Genomic DNA, 25,988 nt, shown 5'->3' on the forward strand with positions numbered 1-25,988 from the left:
GCGTCTTTTTATCTGACTGTCTATGGACGAACGGATCCGGGCTGTATACAGTGCTATTCATTACTCCCGCTATCCCCGCCTCCTGGGCAGTTGAGCATGCAGCCCTGCCCGGTAATTGAGAGGCTCCGCGTTCCGGCTTCGGCCCAATGCATTCTCACAACACTGCGGGGGGAGGTCAGTGACACGTCAAGGCCTTGCTTACGACCCGTAGAAGAGAAATCAATCGATACCGTGCCTTGGGCAGTGGATTCCGCTTGCACCGGCTGGATGAAAGAGAGTTAACGTGACACGTATCGGCATCGTGGCCGAGTTAGGGCACGAGACAAGGGTGGCAGCAACGCCTGTGACCGTGAGGAAGTTGTTGGAGTTGGGCTACGAGGTTGTGGTCGAGAAGGGTGCGGGTGAGTCATCGTCGTTCCGCGACGATGACTATGCCGAGGCGGGAGCCCTGATAGTGGGTGCCGATGAGGCATGGGGCAGCGAGGTGGTGCTGCGGATCAATCCGCCCACTGAGGAGGAGATCGCCCGTCTGACCGAGGGAGCGACGCTGATCGGGTCGTTGAGCCCGGGTCTGCGGCCGGAGCTGGTAGAGGCCTTGGCGGCCCGTCCCATCACGGCACTGGCACTGGATGCGGTGCCGCGAATCTCCCGGGCCCAGTCAATGGATGTACTTAGTTCGATGGCGAACATTGCCGGGTACCGTGCCGTCATTGAAGCGGCTCATGAGTTCGGCCGGTTTTTCACCGGCCAGGTGACCGCGGCGGGCAAGGTCCCGCCGGCGAAAGTTCTGGTCGCCGGCGCCGGTGTCGCCGGTCTCGCGGCGATTGGTGCTGCGAGCAGTCTCGGTGCGATTGTCCGGGCGACGGACCCACGGCCTGAGGTGGCCGACCAGGTGAAATCCATCGGCGGAACTTACATCAAGATTGAGGTTGAAGAGGAGATGAAGTCCTCTGACGGTTATGCCAAGACCACGTCCGAGGCCTACAACGCCCGCGCGGCAGAAATCTACACCGAGCAGGCCCGCGACGTGGACATCATCATCACCACGGCCCTCATCCCGGGACGTCCGGCACCGAAGCTGCTCACGGCCGAGGACGTGGCCAGCATGAAATCCGGCAGTGTCATCGTGGATATGGCCGCCGGGCAGGGCGGGAATGTCGCCGGTTCAGTCGCCGGGGAACGTGTAATCACGGATAACGGTGTTGTGATCCTGGGCTACACGGACCTCCCAGGGCGGCTGCCGGCGCAGGCCTCCCAGCTGTACGGGACGAACATGCTGAACCTGCTCAAGCTCCTCACCAAGGACAAGGACGGAATCCTGCGGATCGATTTTGATGACGTGGTGCAGCGATCGGTGACGGTGGTGCGCAACGGTGAGAAGACCTGGCCCCCGCCACCGGTACAAGTTTCCGCCGCACCTGTGGTGCAGCACACTGATGCCACCCGAGCGGGGTTGTCCGCTGCCGACAAGGCGGCCAAGAAGACGGGGCTCAGCCCCACCGCTAAGGCCGGACTGATCGCCGCGGGCATCGCTCTCCTGTTCGGCATCAACGCCGTCGCTCCAGCGCCACTGCCGCAACACTTCACGGTCCTGATGCTCTCCGTTGTCGTCGGCTTCTACGTTATTGGGAAAGTACATCATGCGCTGCACACCCCGCTGATGTCAGTCACCAACGCCATCTCGGGAATCATCGTCGTCGGCGCGCTGCTGCAGGTCACCTCCGAGAACATCGTGATGCAGGTCCTCGCCGCCGTCGCGGTGCTGCTGGCCAGCATTAACATTTTCGGCGGCTTCGCCGTCACCCGGCGGATGCTCGCCATGTTCTCGGCCGGAAAGGCACGTTCATGAGCGCCGTCACCGCAACAGCAGCAGCAACACTGACGAGGAGCTTTACCGTGTCCGACACCGTCTCCGGTCCGTTAACTGCAGAATCAATCGCGGGGGCGGCGTACATTGTCGCGGCCCTGCTGTTCATCCTCAGCCTCGCCGGGCTGAGCAAGCACGAGAAGGCCCGCGCCGGGGTCATGTACGGCATCACGGGCATGGTCATTGCCCTGGCGGTGACGATCTGGCTGACCCTGCAGGGCGCCTGGGGCACCGGCCACGGCGCCACCGGCCTGGCCCTGCTCGTGGCCGCGGTGGTGGTCGGCGGGGCGATCGGGATCTGGCGCGCCCGGGTGGTGGAGATGACCGGCATGCCCGAGCTGACCGCTTTGCTGCACAGCTTCGTGGGCCTCGCCGCGGTGCTGGTGGGCTGGAACGGCCACCTGGAAGCTCCGGAGCTCTCCGGAGACCTGGCGGCGATCCACCACGCCGAGGTGTTCATCGGGGTGTTCATCGGCGCGGTGACTTTCACCGGTTCGATCGTGGCGTTCCTGAAACTGTCGGCGAGGATGAAGTCCTCACCCCTGATGCTGCCGGGCAAGAACGCGATCAACCTTGAGGCGCTGGCCGCGTTCATCGCCCTGACCGTCTGGTACGTCAACGACTCCCAACTCTGGCTGCTCATCGTTGTCACGGCCCTGGCTCTGGGGCTGGGCTGGCACCTGGTGGCCTCCATCGGTGGCGGTGATATGCCAGTGGTCGTCTCCATGCTCAACAGCTATTCGGGTTGGGCCGCAGCGGCGGCGGGCTTCCTGCTGAACAACGACCTGCTGATCATTACCGGCGCCCTGGTCGGCTCCTCAGGTGCGTACCTGTCTTACATCATGTGCAAGGCCATGAACCGGTCTTTCATCTCCGTGATCGCCGGCGGCTTCGGCATCGCAGCACCCACCACCGGGGGAGAGGCAGACCAGGGCGAGCACCGCGAGATCACTGCCGAGGCGACAGCGGAAATGTTGACCAACGCCTCGTCCGTGGTCATCACCCCCGGTTACGGCATGGCCGTGGCTCAGGCCCAGTACCCCGTCGCTGAACTCGTCCACCAGCTGCGCGAGAACGGCGTGGACGTCCGGTTCGGCATCCACCCTGTCGCCGGGCGCCTGCCAGGGCACATGAATGTTCTCCTTGCCGAGGCCAAGGTCCCGTACGACATCGTCCTGGAAATGGACGAAATCAACGACGACCTGAACGGCACCTCCGTGGTCCTGGTCATCGGCGCCAATGACACCGTCAACCCGTCAGCCGCCGAGGACCCCTCCAGCCCCATCGCCGGGATGCCCGTCCTCAGGGTCTGGGAAGCAGAGAACGTCATCGTGTTCAAAAGGTCCATGGCCGCCGGCTACGCCGGCGTCCAAAACCCGCTCTTCTATCGCGACAACTCCCAAATGCTCTTCGGCGACGCCAAACAACGCGTCGAAGACATCCTCAAAGCCTTCTAATAGAGCGCACCACACGTATCCATCACTTGCCCTGCGCCGGTTCGGGTTCTGCAGTCAGGTCCGGTTGTCGGGCAACGAGAGAGAGACCATGCCCAAACGCAGAATTCCTCCCACCCACTCTATTCAGAAGGTCTTCCGATTCAGGGCGCCTGAGCGGACTCCAGTCGCAGAAGAGGTGCAAGCCCGCCGTCAGGCTGCTCTCAACATCGACGAACTTACCGCCTCACCCTGGATTGGTCTTCACTACAGGCACGAGTTCTTGCTTCACTACAGGCACGAGCTGCTGGAGCAGAGTAATGGAGACTTACGCGGCCTTGGTCCTAGCGGGGGGACCAGAAGTCCAAGGGGCCCGAGTCGGGATAATACAGAAAGTCAGGAGTAGCAGTCACATGGCATTTCGCTTAGAGTGCTACTGGCAGTCGACCATAGGAAAGCCGGTCGAGATCCGCCTTAATGGCCGCCTCATGGACGCTGGCATTACAACGACAGTAGCCGTTGACGGTAACGAATCTGGCTTTATGCAGCGGACATAGCATCCGTCGCGAGATACCACCGCGAGGACGGGTTCCAGGTGAGGAGCCGGGCGACCCTGGGGACATTGATCAGCACCGCCCTCCAAGCGATCGGCGAACCGAAATTTTGGCGTCCTTGAGGATATAAAGATGCGGCGTGTGATGGTTTCTGACCTGACCTGACCTGGCCCGGCACGACTCACCGTTTGACCGGGGTTAATCACGGACGAAACGCAGATGAATGCCGCAGTCCAAACCGCGGTTGACGACTTTGGATCCATCGACATCCTCGTCAATTACGCATACCGCAGCTGGGGCATCCGCCCGGTGGTGTCCCTGCCGGAGACCTTGTCCGTGAAGACCCAGTCCAGAACCTGGCCTTCGCTCGGCGGTGGCCTTTGCACCCTTCTTGGAGAACATGGACAGCGACTTCCCACGCCCCAGGTAGCGGGCACCCTTCATCCACGCGGGCAGGGTGCGGCTCCACTCCGAGGCGGCGGCAACGGCTCCAGGACGTTTGATCCGAAGACAACTACTACCGTCAAAAACAGGACTACGCCGTCATGGGAACCCTCGGCAGCCATGAGCTGCAGATAGATACGCAAGGCGGCCGACGATGCAGCCCTGGCCCTACTGGGGAAGCTCCAGACCGCGAACTTCCCAGCCAGCCCTAAATCAACGCGTCCGGCCGGAAGCCACCCGGCACGGCGGGCACCTCTGGCTCGCGGCGCGCATAAGGCACAGGACAGCGGCTGAACCGCTGAAACCGCCTGATATAGGCCATAAAGGATGGACGTTTCACCCGTCATCCTTCATATCCCGGAAAACAGGCCCGGCCAAGCCGTGGACGAGAAAGTGCGAGGACTGCGGAACCGGCTGCTGGAACACTACGGAGGTGCGCGGTGCAGCTTCTACGGCCGATCTTCCGGGGAGCGGGAACCAGACGGGTATTCGCCGGCATGCTGACGGGTCCCCCTGAAAATAGCCGTCGTTTAATAAACGACCGTTCTAAACGCTCGTAAAACCGCTGTGACTGGGGTAACATTCTGAAAGATTCGCACCGTGAACGATCAGCCGATCTGGTCGCCCTGAGAGGCGTGATATTTCCACCGCGCGAATAATCTTGACGAAGGAGTCGACCATGAGCGAAAAAAATGCACCACTGACAGCAGACAGCACGATCAAACAGTGGCTGAATCATCCCAAGGGCAACGCAGCGCTCGAAGAGCTGCTGGCGCAAGGTGGTCAGTCACTAAACGCGCTCAAGCCGTTGTCTGCATTGCCGTTGAAGAAGCTAATGCCCATGAGCCAGGGAGCACTCACACCCGAATTGGTGGAGGCACTCGTCGTTAAGGCGAATTCGTAGTGTTTTCTAGTCCGCGCGCACTTGGGGTCGATTCGTGGGTCACAGTCACATCTGTCGCTCTCGAACCGCACTCCGGCCGCGCCAACCATCCATTGAAGAGATAGTCTACGTACTTATCGGCGAAGGTGTGCAGGGGAACTTTCGAGGTTTGGCCGAATTTGGCGAAAACCAGATCGAGGTTCTCGACGAAAGCATAGCCCGCCAGTGGGGCTGCAATTTCTCTAAATATTCCCAGTTTTTCGCCGCGTTCCAGGATGTCTTGCAGTCCGCGGTCCAGAATTGTTCGTGATTCGATGAAGTTGCGGAGCGCGTCACCTGTGAGGTGGCGAGACTCGGACTTGTAAACCGCGAATCGATGAGGGTGCTCGGAATGCACCTTAACTCGGCCGCGAGCAATCAGCTTCACAGCCGTGATGGGATCAGCGTCTAGGGCCTGAACTTCCCGCAGGTTCTGCTCGAGTTCGCCTAGCACGAAGTCAACGATGGTTTGAAGGATTTGTTCCTTCGATCCGATGTGGACATAGAGGTTGCCGGGATTGAGCCCGAACTGCCCCGCGATGTCTCTCATCGACGCACCATGAAAGCCCTTCGCAGCGAAGAGATCGGCTGCGACATCAATTATTCTCGTGGCCTGTTCAATGCTGCTCGTCGTAGTGCGAGGTCGTGCCACCATGTACTCCTCCTGGACCCTGAGGTTCGTCTATCAAGCGTAGTCGTCTCTGGGTGCGGGTGTTTCGAGCGGACGGCCTTAGGGGCCGCGATTAACCATCACCAGACACGGCGTTGACGGACAGGAACTGCGAACGTAGGCTCGCATAAACGATCGTTTATTTTTGCTTCGTTTTTCACATTTGTAATGACAATTCAAGGAGGAATGTCGAATGGGCGGTCCGTTTGATGCAGTGCCCAAGATCCGGGCGACGAAGATTGGTTCCGGTTATAGCTGGACGGAAGCACCACGGTGGCATGAGGGGGCTTTCTACTTCTCGGACATGTTCAATGGACGAATCATGAAAGTCACCGAAGACGGTGAAGCGACGACCTTCCTCGATGCGAGCGATCGGGTCACACTCGACGGTGCAGACCTGGTCACGATTGGCACGGGGTTTCTGCCCGACGGTCGACTCCTGGTGAACTCGATGTTTGAAAAGGTCACTCTGGTTTGGGATGGTTCAACGCTGGAGGTCTACGCTGACCTGCGCGAACTCGCCATGGGCCCCATCAACGACATGGTTGTTGATGCCACCGGCCGCGTATACGTCACCCAGCTCGGCTACGACATCTTCGTCGGGGATGAGCCTGTCGAGTCTGACATCATCGTGATCGAGACCGACGGACGCGCACACATTCTCGAATCCGCAGGCAAGGTTGCCGGGGCCAACGGCATCGGCATTACGGCCGACGGTAAGACACTCATCACTGCTGAGACGAACACATTGACGACCACCGCATGGGACATCCAAGACGATGGGACGGTATCAAACCGTCGGCTCTTTGCTGACGTGCCCTGGCTGGCTGACGGTATCGCTCTTGACGCCGACGGTGCCGTCTGGGCCGGCATGCCTGGTTCGGGCTTTGTGACTCGTGTGTTGGAGGGCGGAGTCATTGATTCTGCTGTGGCCATTCCGCTCGAAGAAGGTCTGGGAGTCTCCTGCGTCCTGGGTGGAGCCGACCGCAAGACACTGTTCATTACCTGTGGGCTCGAGGTTTTCGATCGAGACAAGTCGCGTGCCGAGGGGCTCGGGTCAATCTGGACCGCACCTGTTTCCGTCGGCGGCAGCACCGTCCGCCCTTAGTAACTCTTCGATTCATATCAATCACAAAGGACAACGATGTCTAATTTGGACTTCACCGGTCGCAACATCATCATCACCGGAGCCGGTCGCGGTATCGGCCGCTCCCATGCACTACTAGTCGCGTCTCGCGGTGCCAACGTGATCGTCAGTGATCTCGGTGGTGGTGTTGACGGAGAAGCGATCCGCGAGGATTCTGCCGCAGAAGTGGTAGCGGAGATTACTGCGGCCGGGGGTTCGGCAGTGGCGAGCAACGCCGATATTTCGACGGAGGAGGGCGCGGCTTCCGTCGTCGAGACGGCGGTCAGTGCCTTTGGCGGGGTTGACGTCGTCATCAACAACGCGGGTATCGTGCGTACGGCAGACTTCGTGTCAATTTCGCGAGAAGACGTTCAGAAGTACCTCGATGTTCACTACTTCGGCAGCCTCTTCATGGCCCGCCAGGCTTGGGAGCACCTCAAAGTTTCGGGGACGGGTCGAATTATCAACACCATTTCGACTGCGATGCTCGGAGTTCCGGGGATGCTCCACTACGGCTCATCCAAGGCCGCTGTACTCGGACTATCGCGCAGCCTTGCGCATGAGGGATTCGAGTTTGGGATCCGTACAAATGCTGTGGCGCCCGGCGCAGCCACCCGAATGCTCGAAGCGACGGCAGGATCAATCGATATCAGCATCATCGAATGGATGCGCACGGCTGTCTTGCCGGAACAGGTCTCTCCGATGGTTGCCTACCTAGCGCACCCCTCCAGCCAGAAGATCAACGGCGAGATCTTTAACGTTGCTGGAGGAGCCGTGAATCGCCTTGCGTTCGTTCAATCCCGAGGAATCAACGACCCCGAACACACCATCGAGACCGTGAAAGAGAGCATCGCTACGATCATGGATCTCGAAGGAAGCGTGCCACAGACCGTCGCCCTGGTATGACAAGCGCTCAACCCACAATCCATTTTGCACCCATAGACGTTGCAAACAAAAGGAGACAACAATGTCTGAAAGCACACTCTTACCAAGCGGCTACGCGAGCGACTACCCGTTCTTGGCCGTCGATCCGAAGACCGCCTCTGATCAGCTGTCCAGGATCGCTGCAGAACGGCCGATGACCCGGATCTCGATGCCCTACGGTGGAGAGGCTTGGGCGATTAACCGGCATAGCGCAGCCCAGTCGATGCTGACCGATCCCCGGTTCGTTCGCAAGCCGTTTCGCACCCGCGAGAGGGAAGTGCCGAACTACTTCCCGTTCCCGCAGTTCCTCATCGACACGCTTCAGTTTGACGACCCGCCCGAGCACACCAAACTGAGGCGACTCTGCCAGGTTGCAATATCCCCGCGCCGAGTGAAGGCTCTGCGTGATCAGACGACGCAGTATGCAAACTACCTTCTCGATGAGATGGAAAAGAAAGGCAATTCTGCCAACCTCATCGACGAGTACGCGCTGCAGTTGCCCATCCAGGTTTTGAGTGAGCTCCTGGGGGTGCGGCCCGAGGATCGTGAAAAGTTCATGCACTGGGCCACGGTGCTTTTCGACCTCGGAACGCTTCCTGAAGAAGAAGTGAAGAAGAACTTCAACGAGACGCGCGACTACATGCTCGATCTAATAGCCGAACGCCGACGCGAGCCAAGGGAAGACCTCATAAGTGCGCTGGCCAACGCCCGCGACAAAGACGACAGCCTGAAAGATGAGGAGATCATCCCGATTGCAATGATCCTGATTGTCGCCGGCTTTGACAACACCGCGAACATGATTGGCACGGGCGTTCACGCTCTGCTTAGCAACCCCGATCAGCTCGAAATTCTGCTTGCCGATGTTGACGGCACGATCGAGTCGGCCGTCGAAGAGATACTTCGGCACGGCCTCTTTGCGACCGGCAAACCGATGGGTGCCGGGGGTGGTTTGGTTCCATTCATCGCGACGGAAGACGTCGACATCGAGGGAATGGTGATAAAGGAAGGCGAAGCAGTCTTCATCGACCCGAACGGCGTGAACCACGACGCTGCAGTCTTCGAACAGCCTGCAAAATTCGATGTCACTCGGAAAGACAATCCCCATATGATGCTCAGCTACGGGTTGCACTACTGCCTCGGAGCGCCACTGGCACGCATGGAGGTCCAGGTGGCTATCGCCGAGCTGTTCAAGCGCTTCCCCCACCTCAAGCTAACGGGTGAGGTCACCTACAACTACGAAATCCTCACCCAAACGATGACTGAACTTCCGGTCTCCTGGTAGTTGGCACGCTAAGAAAGAAGGTTCACATGGCTCGCGTGATTTATTCGCTCGTCGACGGGTCGGAAACGACCATCGAGGGTGCCGCAGGCGACTCGGTAATGCAACTGGCGATGCGCAACGGAGTTTCTGGCATTCTTGCACAGTGCGGTGGCACTCTGTCGTGCGCCACCTGTCATGTCTACGTCAATCGCGACGATTTTGACGCACTGTCGCCAATCTCGGAGTTCGAGGAGGAGATGCTGGAGACCACTTCGAGCGACCGCGAAGACTGCTCTCGCCTTTCGTGCCAGTTGGTGCTCGCAGCAGACCAGACTGTACGGGTGACGATGCCGAAGGCACAGCTGTGAACAAGCATTCAAAAAATGGGATGCTCGTGATCGGCGGTTGCCAGGCGGCTGTGCAGTTCGCCGTATCTCTCCGGGATCTTGGGTACGCCGAACCGATCACGATGGTCAGCGACGAACATCACCTGCCGTATCAGCGCCCGCCGCTGTCGAAGGGGTACCTCTCCGGCGATGTGACGGAGGATGCTCTGATTTACCGCTCGGCAGAGTTCTACGTCGAACACAACATCGACGTGCGACTCGGCGAACGGATAGTGCGGATCGAACGCAATGAAGCAGGGGGAGGCGAGGCTGTTTCTCAGACGGGAGACAGCTTCGCTTTCGACAGGGTAGCCCTCGCAGTCGGAGCGGCTCCTCGTCGGCTCGCGCTCGACGGGGCTGACGCAAGCGGAGTTCTCTACCTGCGCGATGCACACGACGCCGCTGAACTGCGCGATCGGCTCGGCGCTGCCGAACGGGTCGTCATTATCGGGGGTGGCTTCATTGGCCTTGAGGCCGCGGAGAGCGCTCGAACGCTTGGCAAGCACGTCACGGTCATCGAGGTAGCGCCGCGCCTCATCGGCCGCGCAGTCGGACTTGAAACCAGCGCATTCTTTCTGAAAGCGACCAGACGACGCGGCATCGAGGTGCTGTTAAGCGCGCAGCTTGACCGCATCGCGGTGCGAGAAGACGGCCGCGTATCTGGTGTGGTGCTTAGAGACGGCACAGTACTCGGCGCTGACATCGTGGTGATCGGGGTCGGAGTTGTGCCCCGAGTCGAGCTTGCCCTCGAACTGGGCCTGGCAGTCGACAATGGCATTGTCGTCGACGAATTCTCGGTCGCCTCGGATGGCTCTACGATCGCGGTTGGTGACTGCGCCAACCTGCCCAATCCGTACCCCAAAGATCCGCTGCTGCCAAGAATCCGGCTCGAGAGTGTCAACAATGCAATGGAACAGTCGATCAGCGCAGCGAAGACCGTCATGGGTTTCGGAGAGCCGTATCACACGGTGCCGTGGTTCTGGTCGGACCAGGCCGACCTCAAGCTTCAGATCGCCGGACTTTCGAGCGGCTATGACACCGTCATTACGCGGGGCGACCCCGAGGAGGAAAAGGTTAGTTTTTTCTACTTCGCACAGGGAGAGCTGATTGCCGCTGATTGCGTCAATTCGCCTGCGGAGTTCGCGATCACACGCAATGCCCTGCGCAGCGGCCGCAAACTCGACCAAGCCGATGCCGCGCGGACTGACGTTCCGTTCAAGACACTGATCCGTGAAGCTCAGCCACTCTGACGTTTCTGCAGCGATACTGACCAACAAGAAGTAAGCGTGTTCAGCACTCCCACCTAACTGACAGGAGAACCCGAGGTACGCCTTGCAGGAACGACAGCCGGCTCAACTGCGACCGGTTCCGAAGTCGGTTTTAAAACTCGTAGCCGGGGAGTTTTAGTTCCTTGAACATTTCCTCACAAGGAAAAAATCCGCCATGATGTGTGGTGCGTTCCTGCCGGTTTTAGTTGGACTAGGTCTTTCCCGCTGTTGAAGGCGTCGGGCGGGCACGTCATGGGTTCAACGGCAAGACCCAAGCGGTCTGGAAGTGGTGGTTTCTTGTCTGCAGTGTGGATCTGGACCCAGGGGCTTGTTCGGTCCCATTCGATTCCGACGCCTGTTCCGCCTGGATCGCGAATGACTGCCTGTGCTCGGCCATGCCTGTCGAAGTCCAAGCCTGTGAATGCGTGATCAATCATGGTCGTCCCTATCGGGCGTGGTGTCCTGAAATCGAACTCGTGACCATCGAGTGTACGAGTGGCGATGGGGAGCAGCCGATCACGGGAAACGTCAAGAAACTCTTTCGCCGGTACCTGCATCGTCCATTCATCAAGAGGGGCAGGTCCGGCTACCAGGTAGGGGTGGGGGCAAACCCCGTAGGGAGCTGTATTGCCTCCTACATTTGTTGCAGTAACGCTGAGAGTGAGGCCATCTTTATCCAGTCGGTACCGCGCTCGGATGCTTAGTGTAAAAGGGTACCCGGGGGAGGGTCTGATGAAGCAGCCCAAGGTGACCCATGCATCACCGCAGTCCTCGAGTACCCATCTGGTTTCGAACACGAGGCCGTGGAGGGCGCATGATCTTTCGGGTTCGTTGACAGCGACGTTGAAAGTGATTCCGTCGTATGTGTACGTGCCATCTGCGATTCGATTGGGCCAAGGCGCTGCGATGATGCCCCTGTAGTCCGGGATGGGCCCTCCGGCCGGAAACGGGACTATTAGGTCTCTATCCTGGTACCGGAGTTGTCGGAGTGCTCCGCCTTGTGAAGTGATCACCGCCTGGTAGCCGCCCTCGTGAATGGCGTATTCGTTCATGTTCCGGCCTGTTGGTGAGCAGCAGCGGACCGGTAGCGTTCAAGGACATGAGGGGCTGCCGGTTCGGTGACTATCGCGGTGGGCTGAGTCTCCCAAATGGGAAATGAGCCGTTTAGCACCCCTGCGGCTTGGCGGGCGACACCGTCGGCTACGTACTCGCCCGGAGCAGGCACAAGGACGGGAAGCCCCAGAACCTGGCTTACTGTCTGCTGCACTGCGGATGACTGTGCTCCACCACCGACCAGGATGATGCGTTCCACGTCCACACCCTGCTCCCGCAGCGCGGCCACCCCGTCTGCCAAAGAGCACACCACGCCCTCTACAGCGGCGCGGGCCAGATTCGCAGGCGTGTAATTCGTTCGGGTTATGCCATGGAGGGTGCCGGTTGCGTCGGGCAGGTTGGGAGTTCGTTCGCCATCAAAATAGGGGACCAGTGCTAGCCCGCCGGCACCCGTGCCGGCGGCCAATGCCAGCTCGTTAAATTCTTCGAGGCTGACATCTAACAGCGCTGCAGTGGCATCGAAGACGCGCGTTGCGTTAAGGGTGCAGGCCAGCGGCAAATAGTTGCCGGTGGCATCAGAAAAGCCGGCCACGAGTCCTGATTCATCGGTTGGTGGTGTTGATGACACTGCGAAGACCGTTCCTGACGTGCCCAGGGAGACGACGGCGTCGCCCAATCCTGCACCAACGCCCAGGGCAGCTGCCGCGTTGTCCCCGGCGCCAGCACCGATGAGCGCCCCTTTCGGGGTTTTGCCGGCGGCGTCGAGCGGCCCGAGGACGGTGGGAAGCCGGGGGATGTGGCCAAGGGACATCTTGAGTGCGTCCGTCAGGTACTTCCCTGTTGTAGCGGAGTAGTACCCAGTGCCGGACGCGTCGGAGCGGTCAGTCCGCAGTGCTGCCAAACCGGCCTCGCCGCTGCCTGGGCCAAACCCGGCAAGACGCCAGGAGAGCCAGTCATGGGGGAGGCAGACAGCGGCTACACGGGCTGCGTTGTCCGGTTCATTCTCAGCAAGCCACCGAAGCTTTGTAATAGTTAGGGAAGCCACCGGCACCGTACCCGTCATGCGGGACCAGTAGCGGGCTCCTTCGGCAGGGTTGCCTGCACCGGCCTCACGAATTAGGTCCAGCGCTGCGTCAGCGCTGCGGGTGTCATTCCACAGCAGCGCCGGGCGGATAACTTCCCCAGAATTGTCGAGGCAGACCATGCCGTGCTGCTGGCCCCCGACGGAAACTGCTGCGACGTCGTCGAGCCCGCCAGCTTCTACGATGGCTTCCTGCAGGGCAGTCCACCAGTGGTCGGGGTCTACTTCGGTTCCTTCCGGGTGGCGGGCCCGGCCCTGTCGAACCAGCTCGCCGGTGTGCGCGTCGCGTATCACCACCTTGCAGGACTGGGTGGAGCTGTCAATGCCGGCAACAAGGGCCACAGGAATTCCTTTGATGCAAGGGCGCCGCCGGATCCTGTTCGACCAGGCGGCGCCCTAGTGGTGGTATCGGGTGTTTAGGGGCTAACGGGCGTTGAGCAGGTGCTCGATGGCGAGCTGGTTGAGGCGCACGAACGCGAAGGAGCGCTCTGCGGCCTTGTCGGCGTCAAAGTCCTCGAATGCGGCGGTGTCCGCGAGCAGGTCCGCAGCGGATTCGCCGGCGGTGAGGGTGGTTTCGCCGAGTTCGAAGACGCCCGAAACCTTGAGGGCTTCCTGGACCTGGGGGTCGGCGCGGAAGGCCAGGGCGCGTTCCTTCAGGAGCAGGTACATGTTCATGTTGGCCTTGGCTGATTCCCAGACGCCGTCATAGCCGTCGGTGCGGGAGGGCTTGTAGTCGAAGTGGCGCGGGCCTTCGTAGCGGGGTCCGCCGTTGGGGAAGCCGTTTTCGAGCAGGTCAACGGTGAAGAACGCGCTGGTCAGGTCGCCGTGGCCGAAGACGAGGTCCTGGTCGTACTTGATGCCGCGCTGGCCGTTGAGGTCGATGTGGAAGAGCTTCCCGGCCCAGAGGGCCTGGGCGATGCCGTGGGTGAAGTTCAGTCCGGCCATCTGCTCGTGCCCGGTTTCGGGGTTCAGGCCCACGATATCGCCGTGTTCGAGCTGGGCGATGAACGCCAGCCCGTGCCCGACGGTGGGCAGGAAGATATCGCCCCGGGGTTCGTTGGGCTTGGGCTCGAGCGCGATGCGCAGGTTGTAGCCCTTGTCCTTGATGTACGCGGCGGCGGTGTCCACGCCCTCGCGCATCCGGTCCAGGGCCGCGGAGAGGTCCTTGGACCCGTCGTATTCGCTGCCTTCACGCCCGCCCCACATCACAAATGTTTCGGCGCCGAACTCGGCGGCGGAATCGATGTTGCGCAGGACCTTGGACAGGGCGAAGCGGCGGATGGAGCGGTCGTTGGAGGTGAAACCGCCGTCCTTGAACACCGGGTGGCTGAACAGGTTGGTGGTGACCATCGGGACCTTCAGGCCGGTCTCGGCCAGGGCTGCCTTGAAGTTCTTCAGGATCAGCTCCCGCTCCGAGGCCGTGGCGTCAAAGGGGATCAGGTCGTTGTCATGGAACGTGATGCCGTACGCGCCCAGCTCAGCCAGCCGGTGCACGGCCTCCACCGGATCCAGGGCTGCCCGGGTGGCAACACCGAACGGGTCAGCGCCGGTCCAGCCGACGGTCCAAAGTCCGAAAGTGAATTTGTCCGCGGGGGAGGGGGAAAGAGTCATAATGCGTCCTTGCAGTTGGAATGCCGCGCCTAATGGGCAAGTTAGTTTATTGCGTGAACTATATAAGCGTGTTTACGCTAAGGTCAATAGCAGGGGAACGCAAAAACGGTTCCGCATCCACCCCGAGGAGATCGGTTATGGCGAGTACGGCAGCCGCACCTACGCAGTTCGAGGCCGGAGCGCCGGGCAGCATGGGCGATGTTCGCCGGGGGAATCTTGCCTTGGTGCTCGGCTGTATCGCCAACTCCAAGCCGGGCACGCACCTCACAAGGGCGCAGATTGCCGCTGCCACCGGCCTGACCAAGGCGTCCGTTTCCAGTCTGGTGCTGGATCTTCTTGATTCTGCCGTCCTCAAGGAGATCGGGCTGAACCCCCAAGCTGAGCGGGGACGGCCCGGGGTCGGGCTGGGGTTAAACCCCGCGAGGGGCGTGATGGGCATGGAGATTAATGTCGACTACATCTCGGCCGGCCTAACAGACCTGGCAGGCAACTTATTGATTAGGAAAACGCGGGAGCAAGACAACCGCGACGCTAGCCCCGTATTTGTCCAGCAAGCATTGGCTTGTTTGGCAGCTGAGGTGAGGGCGATGGCGGAAGCTCAAGGAGTCAGCGTGCTCGGTGGCGGGCTCGCTGTTCCCGGGCTCGTTGATGACAAGATCGGGATGGTCATCACCGCTCCTAACCTGGGCTGGAATACGGTAAAACTGGACTTGAATGTTCTGCTGCCAAATGTGCCGCTGGGCACCACTCTTTTCAATGAAGCTAATGCGGCAGCTTTGGCCGAGTTGCGCAACCGGCCTGCCGGGTATACCGACTTTCTCTTTGTCTCAGGGGAAGTGGGCGTGGGCAGCGGGCTGGTAATCGGTTCCGAGCTGTTCACTGGTCCACATGGGCACGCGGGGGAGTTGGGCCATGTTATCGTCCAACCCGGTGGAGCACCCTGTTCCTGCGGTGGGACCGGTTGCCTTGAAACCTTGGCTGGCCAAGACGCAATCTTCGCTGCGGCCGGGGTCTCATCCGTAGCCTTCTCAAAGCATAGGGACGCTCCACGGACGCAGGGCGGCGAGGGGGTCTATCGGTCAAGATCCGTACGTCTGGCCCAGCTGAAATCGGCCTTGCTGGACGGGGATGCGAAGGCGCTGGCTGCAGTAGCGACGGCGGGCAACTCGCTCGGGATTGCGCTGGCATCAACTATCCGGATCCTCAACATCTCGTCAGTCGTCCTCAGCGGACACTTCGCGGTTCTTGCGGACTGGCTTCGCCCCGCCCTTCTGGGCACCTTGGAAGAGTACGCCCCCGGTGTGGTCGAGCCAGAAAGCGTCGTCTTTTCTAATATGGGGGAATCAGGAGCGATCCTAGGAGCCGCGGAAAGTGTTGTCCGTTCGATCGTGGATTCGCCGCACCGACTGGCAGACCTTAATAAGTGAACCACTCATGGCAGTTCCCAAAGCCTGCCTCATCTGCAGCTCTCCGATGGTGATAACGGTTGCTAAAACTTTTACCTTACATAACATACGGAGAGGCGCTGAATGGTGATGAGGTGAGATACGCGGAGCACAGCTTTACAAAGTCGCTTGGTCAGGATCCCAGCCGCCGTTGTCCAGGCTTCTCAATGTTTTCACTAGTTCCTCGGACTGCAGCCTAGGACGGTCGGCGGTGGCGGCCTCGTACTGGTCCGCAATGTCCCGCCACACACCAGCCGTCCAGACCATCGGGTCCGCGCCGTTTTCCCGTAGGAACGCGTCCAGCGCCGATCGACGGGTAAATCAGGCTCCGGCCTCGTTTCTCGACGACAGGGCCGCGGCCCAGCGCCTTCGGTTCGCCGGCTTAGCCGCTTGGCAGGGGAGTGCCTAGGGAGATGCAGCTCGGTGTTCAGCTGTTGGGCACAGCGGTGGCTACTTGGCGTCTTCTGAGCCATTTCTCGACCATGCCCATGGAGCGGGTGGCAGCGGCCCAGTAGACGATGCCTGCAGCCAGGGAAGCGATGACGGCCAGGCCTTTGTGCGCCGGGTCGACGAGCGGGTATACGAGCCAGTGGGTGACGTAGATGTACAGGGAGGCGCTGGCCAGGAGGGCGGTGGGCCGGTGCAGTCCCCGCGGGACGGTCAGGGTGGGTACCCAGAGCAGGATGAGGAAGCCCACGAGGATGGTTGCGCTGCGGTACTGGTCGTCGAAGGATTCAGGGGTGGTGAGCAGGGCGATGGCTGTTACGGCTGCCCGTTGCCACAGCGTGCGCGACGCGGCGGCGGCCCAGCCGAGCCCGAACAGCCACAGGACGGGCCCCTGCCCCGGGTATCGGCTGTCAACAAGTTCGAAGAGCAGCGGCAGGTCAATGGCGATCAGTGCCAGGGCGAAGGCCCACGGCCACCTGCGCTGGGCGCGGTCCGCGGCAGGAATGGCCAGCAGGGCGGCGAGACCGAGCAGGATGTGGACCAGGATTTCGATGAACCAGAACCGGGAATAGTCGGTCCATCCTTCCGGCCCTAGCAGAGGATTCAGCAGGAAAACATTGGCCCAGGTATAGGTATCCGTCACGGCGAAGGCAAAGGCGAAGACGATGACCGCAACGCTGGGAACGACGATCCGGGCAACGCTGCGCAGCTGTCGGCGAAGCCGGGCACCGCGGGTTCCGATCAGCTGGAAGCGCGCAAAGTTATAGCCGGCGACGGCGATGAGTATGTGGGCGGTCCCTTCCCAGTGGAAGAAACCTATGTGCGTGGAAACAATGAATATGATGGCAATGGCTCGGAGCACTATCCCGGTTTCCATGGGGGCAAGCAAACGCCGGTACCAGCCTCGCGATGTTCGCTTGACCGGCCCGGTCTGTTGGCCTGCAGGCCCGGCGGTGGCTGTGGCCGGCTTGCTCTGCGCCCGGTGCGGGGCAGGCGCGAGTTCGCAGACTGGCATCAAGTGCCAGCCCTGCGGGATGTATCCGAGGGCACGCTCCAGCCGGACCGAAGCTGCCACATAGGACAGTGAGTCACCGCCTAGGGAAACGAAGGTGTCCGTGTCGGTAATGTCCTCCTGTTCGAGGACCTCCGCGAAGATCGTCCACACGTCTGCAGGTTGTGCTGCCGTTTCCGGTGCAGTGGCAGTACCGCTGGTGCTGTCATCATTCCTGGAAGCCAGTGCCAGGACCGCGGGGTAGTCCGGCTTTCCGTTGGCGAGGCGCGGTATGGACTCCACGGCATGAAGCTGGACTGCCGAACGCGGCAGGCCCAGGTCCTGGGCGAGGGTTTTGGCCACCAGGGCAAGGTCATGGCTGCCTTCCACCGCGGCGACCACTGCGGTGTCCGAGCCTGCGGCCGCGGCGGTCAGGCCAAGATCTGCCAGCAGCCGTTCCACCTGGCCCAGGTCCACCCGCAGTCCGACGATTTTGACGAAACGGCTGCGCCTGCCAACGATTTCGTAGAGGCCATTGGACCCGCACCTTGCGAGGTCACCGGTGCGAAGCTTGGTGACGACCCGTCCCAGGGCAAGGTCTTCCGGCTGTTCGGCATATCCTAGCATGACGTTGGGACCTGAGTAGACGAGCTCGTCAGCGTCCAGACCGGGCACGGGCTCCAGCCGGAAGGTTCCACCGGGGACGGCTACGCCGATGGCGTGCGGGTGTTCTGCGGCCAGGTCGGGCGGCAGGTAGGCCATCCGGGCAGTGGCTTCGGTCTGCCCGTACATAACAAACAGGTCCCAGCCCTGCCGCCGGCCCAGTTCTGCGTAGGAACGCACGCGGTCGGGCTCGAGCCGGCCGCCCGCCTGGGTGATGTAGCGCAGGCCGGGCAGGTCCATGTGTTCAAATCCGACGCGGTCGAGGAGATCGAAGGTGTAGGGCACAGCGGCGAAGGAGGTGACGTTTTCGTCGCGGGCCAGCTCCCAGAAACACGGGTCCACCACTGAAAGGTCAGTCAGCGCCAGGGACGCGCCCACCAGGAGGTGGCTGTTCACGACACTCATCCCGTAGCAGTAGGAGAGCGGAAGCGTGGTGGCCGCGGTGTCGCTGGGGCGCAGGTGCAGGTATTCGGCTATCGCCGAGGCGTTGGCCTGCACGGCTTCGGCGGACAGGCGGACGAGTTTGGGTGAACCGGTGGATCCGGAGGTGCTCAGCAGAAGCGCCAGCTCCGGGTGCAGATCATGCCGGGTTTCGTCCCGCTGTACGTCCAGTACAGCCTCGCCCTGTGACGCACGGACGACGATATCGGGATCGTACGCGGCGAGGAGCGTCTGGGCGGCCGTCCCGCCGCCTGTGGGCAGGATAAGCAAAGGATTGCCGGAGGACAGGGCCGCCAGGTAGACCACCAGGGACGGCAGGGAATTCTCGGCCTCGAGGGCAATCAGCCGCCGGGCGGGGCCGAAAGTGCGGGCCATGTCCTCCACACGGCGTGCCAGTTCGCCGTAGCTCACTGATTGGTTTTTGGTCCTGATGGCAATGCGGTCTCCGAAGCCGGCCAGATCGGCGGCGAACGAGACTCCTGCCAGTTCTGGCTGTACAGTCACGCCCTGCACAGTAGAAGGTAAGGCGAACCTAACTCAAATGGACTTTGTCTCCGACCGTGAAAGTTACGCCCGAGAACAATTTGAGGACTCGTCGTGTCGTGCCCGCGCCCAGTGTGCGGGGCGCAGAATCACAGGACGGAGGGCGGCTGAGTTGGGGGATAAGCTGCCGCTTCTCCAGGCGCGTCCTCACCGCCAAATCATGTGTGAAAATGAGGCGGAGCTGAGCAAACAGCCTGCGGACCTATGCCGAGGAGTAACGTGGCTGACCTCATCCGGAGCGGCAGTCTCCCCGCAATTGGGCGGCAGCGCTCAAGGAATCCGCGCGTCCCCGGCGGTCTGCGATGACGCGCAGGATGGGTGTTGAGGAGGAGTTCCTGATCGTCGACGGCGACAACGGGAACCCACTGCCGCTGGGCGAAGTCCTCGAACAGCTCAGCGACTTCCCTCGCCTCACCAGCGAAATGAAGCAGGAACAGATTGAAACCTGTACCCTGCCGCGGATCCTCCTCGCCGAACTGGCCGATGACATCAGCGCCGGGCGGAAGAGCGCCGACGCGGCCGCCAGGCGGGCAGGAGCGCGGGCGGCTGCGCTGGCAACCTCGCCGCTGCCAGTGGAGTCCACCATTGCCCCCGGTGAACGGTGTGCCCAGCTGATAGAGAGGTTCGGGCTGACCGCCGTTGAACAGCTGACCGGAGGCTGCCACGTGCACGTGGAGATCGAGTCGGAAGAGGAAGGCGTCGCCATCTTGGACCGCATCCGGATCTGGCTGCCCGTCCTGCTGGCCATCAGTTCGAACTCGCCGTACTGGAACGGCGTGGACTCACGCTACGCGAGCTACCGCTGGCAGGCCTGGAGCCGGTGGCCCACCACCGGACCGGCTGCAATTTACGGCTCCGCTGCCGCGTACCACCGGGAGATCGGGCAGATCCTCGCCTCCGGCGTGCCCCTGGACAAGGCAAACCTGTACTTCGACGCACGGCTCAGCCACAAGCACCCGACCGCAGAAGTCCGAGTGGCGGACGTGTGTCTGTTTGCCGACGACGCCGTCCTGCTGGCAGCCCTGGTCCGCGGCCTGGCGGAAACCGCGGCACGGCAGTGGCGCGGCGGCGTCGACCCGGTCCCGGCTTCGGCCATCCAACTGCAACTCGCGTCCTGGCAGGCCAGTCGCTACGGACTGGAGGGCGAGTTGGCGGACCCGTTGACAGGACAGCCCCGGGGTGCGTTCGAGGTGGTGATGGCCCTGCTGGACCACCTCCGGCCGGTGCTCGAGGAACAGGGCGAGTACAACACCGTGGAGTTCCTGCTGTACCAGGTCCTGAACCGGGGGACCGGCGCAGCCGTGCAGCGGGACTCCTGCGCACGTGCGGCAAGCACACGGGACGTGGTCGCCGACGCCGTTCATTTCACCGGCCTTCCGGCCACACCACTGCAGGCCGGCCATGGCAGTACGCTAGCCATCCGAGGATAAGACTCAGCATTCAGCAGCCGGCCGAGCCCGGTAATGGATCCGGCGGCGGCAAGCCTCCCAGGAGACGCCTGAGGCCCGGAGCCTCGCATGGCTGGACCAGGAGCGGTTGTGATGGGCCTGAATGGCTACCAATTCGTCTTGACGTATTTATTAGTCTCCTGGGCGTAGGCACGGGAACACCAGGCCAGGCGTGCACGTTGGTTCCTGTCAGGAAAGAGCATCAGACAAACGATGGAAATGAGAGGCACCTGAGTGGCAGCCGATTACGACGAAGTCCGGTCCGACGTCAAGGAATCCCAGGACCGTTCTCTGGAGGATTTGCAGTCTGCGAATGCCCCGGATGCCCGCAGCGTCGTCACCGAGCTGGACGAGGCCGATGTCCTCGATGAAGGGCTGACACCGGGCGGGGAAATCATCTCTGATGAGCTCATCGTGCAGGTGATTCCCCAGGCCGCCGACGAGTTCACCTGCTATTCCTGTTTCCTCGTCCGGCACCGATCCCAGCTGGCACGGGAAAGCAACGGCCATTCATACTGCATCGAGTGCGAAGGCTAAGGCGAAGTCTCCCAAACCAGGCATCCAAAAAATCGCCAACCTTAACCCCTCTCCGCCGCAGCTTTACATAAGCTGTGTTATCGCCGCTGCTGCCTAGGGCATCAGAGGCTAGGGCCGCAATCCGCGGCGCGCCACGTCAAGATGCTTGAAGCATCAACCTGCGTGTTTACAATGGATGGCAAACCGACGACCTGGGGGAGGTTGTATGCGACAGATGCACGTCATTGACCCTTTTGCAAGTGAGCCTTCGCGGAGCGAGCATGCGAATGAAAACGCCAAGTTCATGCCTAAAGCCGTGGAAAAGCCGCCTGCTGTGTCTCCAGCGCCTCGTATCCACGGCCGCGAACATGAGGTTAGGCGCCTAATCAACGACCTCGCCGAACTGGCGTCTAGAAGAAAGCCGCCAGTCAATTAGTTGCAGTGGAAGTTTGCCACTCCCAAATCAGGACTCTGGATCAGCCCAACTAACGAAGGGTGCAAAGCATAACGTCGGCTGTCCGCCTGCAGCATTAACTTTTCCAAGGCAGGCGTCAAACGATTGCCGGCGCGCTTGCGAGGATGTAGTCGGCTGCTGCCGGTCCAGTCATGGCCAGGGTGTTCCTTCCGGGGGCAATGCCTCTGGAGCCCAGAGCCTCGAACAGTGAGTCAGCAGATTCTGCAGGGCATGAGTTGAGCAGGCACCAGCTGGTGTACAGCCCGAAGAGTTCTTCGCCGTTCAGGCCCGCGTCGCTTCCAGGGTCACCGCTCACTGCGTCTTTAAGGAAGTCATCGAAATGGGTTGTGCTCATGGTGGCGCCTTTGCTTCGCGGGTCCTGCCGGGCTGGCTTGCTCGCCCACGGCGCAACCGATGTGGATGTTGCCCTGAAGTTATCCGCAGCGGCCGCCCCTGTCTAGTCACATGGCTCCTTAAGGCCACCAAGCCGTTGCCTGAAGCAACTACTTGACATAACCTATGTTATCGGCGTTTGAAAAGGGCCGGGGGAGTGCCCGGCGGCTGGCGACCATGCGGGAGCCGGGGACGATCGCCCTAAAGCTCGAGCGGCCGCTAGCCTAGAGGTCAGGTGCAACCAGAGCCGCGTCACCGGCATCAATCATTCGCCGACCCATTCCACCGTCCGTCCAAATCCAGAAGCAAGATTGATCCGCCGTCACCATGTCGACAGTGCCTCGCAGGATTTCGGGGCCCACCCGCAAACTTAGGTGGTTACCGGGCCTGAGCATATCCGCTTCAAGGCGTGACCCGGAACGGACAGGAGTTGCCTCTTTGGGCAGATTTTCGGGGGTGTTCAAAATGTCCTTCCAGCTGTTGACGATAGGACCTGCCGTTTAGTTTCCAGCGGCTTAGTGCCTCTGGTGGACCAGCCCGAAGGGACGGCAGGGTGGGCCAGCACGAAAAATTTGCCGGTGTCGATCCGCGTTACGGGGATCCCTGTGCGCGTGTGATTTTTCTGAGCATTGGGGCCGGCCTCGGCCGTCAGCAACAGGTTCCGTCATTTATCGGACTGCTTGCTGCGGCCGGTTCGGACGTGGTCGTCCTCCCGGGCGTGCGACTTGATCTTCGCGAACATGTCTTCGAGCAGCCACCGGACGTCGACGGAGTCGGCGACTCGCACCGTCTTGCCCGGGACGACGATGTTCGTTAGCCGGGCCTGATCGTCGAAGACTCTGACGGGGTGGTGACGCCAGATTGCTCCGCGCGGATTCAGGACCACCCCGACCGCTGGCGAGTCGCCGAGTGACCGGTACTCGATCTCCTCCACGTCCGCGAACGAGCTATTGAACTCCTTCAGCTGCCGGACAAGGTACTCACCCAGTTCCCCGTAGGGTGAGACGCGCTCGTCGAGCTCCCCGTATCCCACTGAAACCATGGTGTACACCGACCAGGGGATTTGCCAGACCGTGAGACCCGACTGCAGCACTACGTTTGCGGCAGCGATGTCGTTGCTGAGGTTGAACTCCCCCTGTGGCTCGTCACCGTGGGCCCCGTCGTACGGACCGCCGCCGACCCACACCACGGTGAGTTCCCGGTTCTCGACGATCGTGGGGTCGAGGAGCAGGGCGCTTGCCATGTCGGTCAGGGGGCCGAGGAAGATAATGTAGAGCGCCCCTGGTTTGCGCGCCTCGCGAATGATGAGCTGGGCACCGGGCGAGTTTTTGGGGCTCGACTCATCCCGTATGGATTCAGGCGCCCCGTTAGCGACCTCGATCTGCCCGGACATGCCCAGCAGACGCAAGATAAGGTCCACCTCGTCGCGGCTGTCCTCCATGCTTCGTGTCGTCCGGTGAGTCCCGAAATGCGCCGGAATGATCCCTTCGACGTGAAGTGACGGTGAAAGCAAGGCATGCACAATCGCGAACTGGTCGTCGGCCTCATTTTTCGCATCCGTGTTGATGATCAATCGACGTTTCGCCATGTTGTAGACCCGTTCTGTTCCGGTGTGGACTCTGATGTTGAATCGAGGCTTGCTGCGCCTGCGGGATGGCCGGAAGATGGCACGGCCGGACCCCGCAACTGCCTCGGCGCCGCTAGCCTGTCGACGGAGATGGTTCTTTAGCCACGCACCAGGCCTGAAACACGACTGTTGCCTCCGCGCGGGTGTCGGCGCTCAAAAGGCCGCAGGAGCCGTACGATGACGTCAGTTTTGTCACGGCGATCAGCTGGCTGTCAGCATTGGAAGGTCCTTTCTCCGACGCTTGGGAGATTGGCGTGGACGTGGATTTCGCCATCTTTAGATGGCGCCTCATCGATCCCGCGAGGCGTGTGCGCTCATCCGAGCCCGGGAATAGTGCCAAACCTTGTATCCGCTGCCCTAACCGGGGAGGCAACCTGCCCGAGCAGCGGCGTCAGCATGTATAAGGGGGTCCGCATGGATGTCTCCTGCTGATTTGGCTTTCACGGTGGCCTTTAGGTAAGCGCTGCCTTGGTGCGACGCTTATTACGCTCCACCGGCGGTGGGCTTACGCGGAATTGTGAGGCCGTGGCCGAACTCGTAAAGCGCGTCAGCGTCGCTTGGTACGTCCTCGCGTGAGCGACGCACCGACTCCATAGATGCCGGGAGTTGGAAGGGCAGTCGCCCGCGCGGGGTGACACGGCCGGTGAGTGCATCAAGCAGGGCTTCATCGGATGCTCCATAGTTACCGGTCAGGGCTGCGACTTCGCCGGCGAACGGGGTGAGCACCGCTGGCCGGTCGAGACAAACGTCAAGTACGAGCGGTACTCGGCGGGCGAGTTGCACGAGCTGATAGACGCGTCCGGGTGGAAATTCGAGTGAGCCGTGGTGAAACCACGACTCAAGAAACAGGTCATCACGTGCCTCGCTCGGCGCCTTCACCCGCACGAGCGCAGCGTCGGCCTCGTCTGGGGAATCCACCACAGTGCCGTAGCGTCCTGCCACCTCCCGATCCACCCCCTCAACGTAAAGGCGGATGCCTCGAGCGAGCGGTAGGGTCGCATGGTGGTTCTCGAGCACGGTGATTGACTCGGACTGTGCGCGTAACCCTGCGCCGCGAAAATCGTCTGAACCCACGATATGGCCCGCGGCTTCTTCGCTGACGTACGGATCGTCAAAGAGCCCGAGCTTGAATTTCACTCTGAGCAGTCGTCGGGCGGAGGCGTTGACGCGTTCCTCGGAGACTCGTCCCTCGGCAATGAGCTCGAGCAGCAGCTCGGGGCATTCCTCACCGCCGAACTGGTCGGCGCCTGCCGCGAGAATTTTTTCCATCCGCCCCTTCGCGTCGAGGTGCTCAACACCCCAGGCGCGCGCAGGCAGCACTTGCCCGTCAACCCAGTTGTCGTTAACGAGCTCCCAGTCGGTCACGACGACACCGTCATATCCGAGCTTTTGCCGTAGCAAGCCATCAATGATTTGTCGGTTATAGCCGAACCCAACCTCCTCGACGGGCTCGCCATCGATTTCGAGCCTGACCGGCATGCCGTAGTACGGCATGATTCCGGCCGTTCCGTGGGCTATCGCTGTGCGGAACGGAGCGAGGTGCTCCTCAAAGCGTCCGCCAGGGTACACCTGCTCGCGTCCGTAGGGAAAGTGCGCGTCCTCACCGTCTTTCTGCGGTCCGCCTCCGGGAAAGTGCTTGGTCGTGCAGGCGACAGAGTCCGGCCCGAGGCGGTCACCCTGAAACCCCTCTAAGTAGGCTGAGACGAGGGCGCACGCGGTGGCTGAGTCTTGCCCGAACGTGCCGGCCTGCCGGGCCCAGCGCGGTTCGGTGGCGAGGTCGACGGTGGGGTGCAGGGCGGCCCGAATGCCGACCGCGCGGTATTCGGCGCGGGCAATTTCCGCGAACTCCCGTACCCGCTCGACATCCCCAATGGCGGCCAGACCAATTGGTTCGGGCCACTGCGAGAAGGAGCCGGCCGCGAATGACACACCGCTGTTCTGAATGAACGCGTGCCGCGGGTCAGTCGAGACCGTCACAGGTATCCCGTGCGGCGTCTGCTCCGCGACCCGCTGCAGCTTGTTGTTCCATCGAGCGGCAACGGTCCCATTTTCGAGATGGTGCACGTTAAAGTGGTTCATCCGCTTGCCAACCACCACGTCGCTGGTGGCCGATTTGCTGATACTTCCTGGTCGCTCGAGCAGCGACCCATCAGTTCCCGCCTCAATCACGGTCTGAAACATCAGCCCGGCTTTTTCCTCGAGGGAGAGGCGCGATAACAGGTCCGCGACCCGTTCCTCTGTTGTTAAGGTCGGGTTCTCATACGGGTCCATACGGCCGTTGCCGTTAAGATCTCGGTACGTAATGCCCTCGTCACTTGTCTCTGTCGTCAGTGTCATTAGTCCTTCTCAAGCTAATAAGTAACAGCGTCTACCTTGTGGCTTACGATTCGCCTGAACTGCCGTCGGCCGTTCTACGAGAA

At 61.4% G+C, this 25,988-nt stretch carries 19 protein-coding genes; 11 read left to right on the top strand and 8 right to left on the bottom strand.

Annotation, left to right across the window (positions count from 1 at the left end; all coding sequences use genetic code 11):
• The first annotated feature begins 283 nt into the window (after nucleotides 1-283).
• The 3 genes from ACFVYC_RS14740 (at nucleotide 284) to ACFVYC_RS14750 (ending at nucleotide 5,202) form a co-directional block, all read left to right on the top strand.
• The gene (locus tag ACFVYC_RS14740) at nucleotides 284-1,849 is read left to right on the top strand and encodes a Re/Si-specific NAD(P)(+) transhydrogenase subunit alpha (RefSeq protein WP_387551372.1); all 1,566 of its coding nucleotides are present in this window, start codon (nucleotides 284-286) and stop codon (nucleotides 1,847-1,849) included.
• Complete coding sequence (gene pntB, locus ACFVYC_RS14745) at nucleotides 1,846-3,324, top strand: Re/Si-specific NAD(P)(+) transhydrogenase subunit beta (RefSeq protein WP_387551375.1); 1,479 nt, start codon at nucleotides 1,846-1,848, stop codon at nucleotides 3,322-3,324. The genes ACFVYC_RS14740 and pntB overlap by 4 nt, the downstream gene beginning before the upstream one ends.
• 1,653 nt (nucleotides 3,325-4,977) lie before the next feature.
• The gene (locus ACFVYC_RS14750) at nucleotides 4,978-5,202 is read left to right on the top strand and encodes a hypothetical protein (protein WP_387551378.1); all 225 of its coding nucleotides are present in this window, start codon (nucleotides 4,978-4,980) and stop codon (nucleotides 5,200-5,202) included.
• On the opposite strand, the gene ACFVYC_RS14755 is transcribed toward ACFVYC_RS14750, so the two are convergent.
• A complete protein-coding gene (locus ACFVYC_RS14755) occupies nucleotides 5,186-5,875 on the bottom strand; it encodes a TetR/AcrR family transcriptional regulator (protein WP_387551381.1) in 690 nt (229 codons plus the stop codon). The two genes, ACFVYC_RS14750 and ACFVYC_RS14755, sit on opposite strands and share 17 nt — an antisense overlap.
• A 208-nt stretch (nucleotides 5,876-6,083) precedes the next feature.
• On the opposite strand from ACFVYC_RS14755, the gene ACFVYC_RS14760 reads away from it, so the two are divergent.
• The 5 genes from ACFVYC_RS14760 (at nucleotide 6,084) to ACFVYC_RS14780 (ending at nucleotide 10,837) form a co-directional block, all read left to right on the top strand.
• A complete protein-coding gene (locus ACFVYC_RS14760) occupies nucleotides 6,084-6,998 on the top strand; it encodes an SMP-30/gluconolactonase/LRE family protein (protein WP_387551383.1) in 915 nt (304 codons plus the stop codon).
• Between the two features lie 36 nt (nucleotides 6,999-7,034).
• Entirely contained in the window at nucleotides 7,035-7,922 is an 888-nt protein-coding gene (locus tag ACFVYC_RS14765; RefSeq protein WP_387551386.1) for an SDR family NAD(P)-dependent oxidoreductase, read from the top strand.
• Nucleotides 7,923-7,983: 61 nt separating this feature from the next.
• Nucleotides 7,984-9,222 (top strand): cytochrome P450, encoded by a 1,239-nt coding sequence (locus ACFVYC_RS14770; protein WP_387551389.1) that lies wholly within the window; start codon nucleotides 7,984-7,986, stop codon nucleotides 9,220-9,222.
• A 26-nt stretch (nucleotides 9,223-9,248) separates the two neighbouring features.
• A complete protein-coding gene (locus ACFVYC_RS14775) occupies nucleotides 9,249-9,569 on the top strand; it encodes a 2Fe-2S iron-sulfur cluster-binding protein (protein ID WP_387551392.1) in 321 nt (106 codons plus the stop codon).
• Nucleotides 9,566-10,837, top strand: coding sequence for an NAD(P)/FAD-dependent oxidoreductase (locus ACFVYC_RS14780; RefSeq protein WP_387551394.1), 1,272 nt, complete (start codon nucleotides 9,566-9,568; stop codon nucleotides 10,835-10,837). The genes ACFVYC_RS14775 and ACFVYC_RS14780 overlap by 4 nt, the downstream gene beginning before the upstream one ends.
• Before the next feature lie 173 nt (nucleotides 10,838-11,010).
• Here ACFVYC_RS14780 and ACFVYC_RS14785 read toward each other — a convergent pair whose 3' ends face one another.
• The 3 genes from ACFVYC_RS14785 to xylA all read right to left on the bottom strand — a co-directional run bounded on the left by ACFVYC_RS14785 (nucleotide 11,011) and on the right by xylA (nucleotide 14,600).
• Nucleotides 11,011-11,907, bottom strand: coding sequence for an aldose 1-epimerase family protein (locus tag ACFVYC_RS14785; RefSeq protein ID WP_387551397.1), 897 nt, complete (start codon nucleotides 11,905-11,907; stop codon nucleotides 11,011-11,013).
• On the bottom strand, nucleotides 11,904-13,331 hold the full coding sequence (xylB, locus tag ACFVYC_RS14790; protein ID WP_387551400.1) for a xylulokinase: 1,428 nt from the start codon (nucleotides 13,329-13,331) through the stop codon (nucleotides 11,904-11,906). Before xylB ends, ACFVYC_RS14785 begins: the two co-directional genes overlap by 4 nt.
• An 81-nt stretch (nucleotides 13,332-13,412) precedes the next feature.
• Entirely contained in the window at nucleotides 13,413-14,600 is a 1,188-nt protein-coding gene (xylA, locus tag ACFVYC_RS14795; RefSeq protein WP_387551403.1) for a xylose isomerase, read from the bottom strand.
• A gap of 137 nt (nucleotides 14,601-14,737) precedes the next feature.
• On the opposite strand from xylA, the gene ACFVYC_RS14800 reads away from it, so the two are divergent.
• Nucleotides 14,738-16,027, top strand: a complete 1,290-nt coding sequence (locus tag ACFVYC_RS14800; RefSeq protein WP_387551405.1) for an ROK family protein — start codon at nucleotides 14,738-14,740, stop codon at nucleotides 16,025-16,027.
• 445 nt (nucleotides 16,028-16,472) lie between these two features.
• On the opposite strand, the gene ACFVYC_RS14805 is transcribed toward ACFVYC_RS14800, so the two are convergent.
• On the bottom strand, nucleotides 16,473-19,091 hold the full coding sequence (locus tag ACFVYC_RS14805; RefSeq protein ID WP_387551408.1) for an AMP-binding protein: 2,619 nt from the start codon (nucleotides 19,089-19,091) through the stop codon (nucleotides 16,473-16,475).
• A gap of 341 nt (nucleotides 19,092-19,432) precedes the next feature.
• Here ACFVYC_RS14805 and ACFVYC_RS14810 point away from each other — a divergent pair, with 341 nt between their 5' ends.
• Complete coding sequence (locus ACFVYC_RS14810; RefSeq protein WP_387551411.1) at nucleotides 19,433-20,560, top strand: glutamate--cysteine ligase; 1,128 nt, start codon at nucleotides 19,433-19,435, stop codon at nucleotides 20,558-20,560.
• Nucleotides 20,561-20,812: 252 nt separating this feature from the next.
• On the top strand, nucleotides 20,813-21,115 hold the full coding sequence (locus tag ACFVYC_RS14815; protein WP_387551414.1) for a DUF4193 domain-containing protein: 303 nt from the start codon (nucleotides 20,813-20,815) through the stop codon (nucleotides 21,113-21,115).
• A gap of 530 nt (nucleotides 21,116-21,645) precedes the next feature.
• Here the strand turns inward: ACFVYC_RS14815 and ACFVYC_RS14820 are convergent.
• The 3 genes from ACFVYC_RS14820 to ACFVYC_RS14830 form a co-directional block, all read right to left on the bottom strand.
• Nucleotides 21,646-21,903, bottom strand: a complete 258-nt coding sequence (locus ACFVYC_RS14820) for a hypothetical protein (RefSeq protein WP_387551417.1) — start codon at nucleotides 21,901-21,903, stop codon at nucleotides 21,646-21,648.
• Between the two features lie 702 nt (nucleotides 21,904-22,605).
• Complete coding sequence (locus ACFVYC_RS14825) at nucleotides 22,606-23,529, bottom strand: nucleoside hydrolase (RefSeq protein WP_387551420.1); 924 nt, start codon at nucleotides 23,527-23,529, stop codon at nucleotides 22,606-22,608.
• A gap of 522 nt (nucleotides 23,530-24,051) precedes the next feature.
• On the bottom strand, nucleotides 24,052-25,905 hold the full coding sequence (locus tag ACFVYC_RS14830; protein ID WP_387551423.1) for a glycoside hydrolase family 3 protein: 1,854 nt from the start codon (nucleotides 25,903-25,905) through the stop codon (nucleotides 24,052-24,054).
• Nucleotides 25,906-25,988: the final 83 nt, after the last annotated feature.

Source organism: Pseudarthrobacter sp. NPDC058329, from assembly GCF_042879835.1.
GTDB lineage: Bacteria > Actinomycetota > Actinomycetes > Actinomycetales > Micrococcaceae > Arthrobacter.

Excerpts from the sequence above, each read along its gene's own strand:
- ACFVYC_RS14750 (WP_387551378.1), top strand. The coding sequence starts at position 4,978 with ATGAGCGAAAAAAATGCACCACTGACAGCAGACAGCACGATCAAACAG.
- xylA (WP_387551403.1), bottom strand. The coding sequence starts at position 14,600 with ATGACTCTTTCCCCCTCCCCCGCGGACAAATTCACTTTCGGACTTTGG.
- ACFVYC_RS14810 (WP_387551411.1), top strand. The coding sequence starts at position 19,433 with ATGACGCGCAGGATGGGTGTTGAGGAGGAGTTCCTGATCGTCGACGGC.
- ACFVYC_RS14825 (WP_387551420.1), bottom strand. The coding sequence starts at position 23,529 with ATGGCGAAACGTCGATTGATCATCAACACGGATGCGAAAAATGAGGCC.
- ACFVYC_RS14770 (WP_387551389.1), top strand. The coding sequence starts at position 7,984 with ATGTCTGAAAGCACACTCTTACCAAGCGGCTACGCGAGCGACTACCCG.
- ACFVYC_RS14830 (WP_387551423.1), bottom strand. The coding sequence starts at position 25,905 with ATGACACTGACGACAGAGACAAGTGACGAGGGCATTACGTACCGAGAT.
- ACFVYC_RS14765 (WP_387551386.1), top strand. The coding sequence starts at position 7,035 with ATGTCTAATTTGGACTTCACCGGTCGCAACATCATCATCACCGGAGCC.
- pntB (WP_387551375.1), top strand. The coding sequence starts at position 1,846 with ATGAGCGCCGTCACCGCAACAGCAGCAGCAACACTGACGAGGAGCTTT.
- ACFVYC_RS14820 (WP_387551417.1), bottom strand. The coding sequence starts at position 21,903 with ATGAGCACAACCCATTTCGATGACTTCCTTAAAGACGCAGTGAGCGGT.
- ACFVYC_RS14755 (WP_387551381.1), bottom strand. The coding sequence starts at position 5,875 with ATGGTGGCACGACCTCGCACTACGACGAGCAGCATTGAACAGGCCACG.
- ACFVYC_RS14785 (WP_387551397.1), bottom strand. The coding sequence starts at position 11,907 with ATGAACGAATACGCCATTCACGAGGGCGGCTACCAGGCGGTGATCACT.
- ACFVYC_RS14800 (WP_387551405.1), top strand. The coding sequence starts at position 14,738 with ATGGCGAGTACGGCAGCCGCACCTACGCAGTTCGAGGCCGGAGCGCCG.
- ACFVYC_RS14760 (WP_387551383.1), top strand. The coding sequence starts at position 6,084 with ATGGGCGGTCCGTTTGATGCAGTGCCCAAGATCCGGGCGACGAAGATT.
- ACFVYC_RS14775 (WP_387551392.1), top strand. The coding sequence starts at position 9,249 with ATGGCTCGCGTGATTTATTCGCTCGTCGACGGGTCGGAAACGACCATC.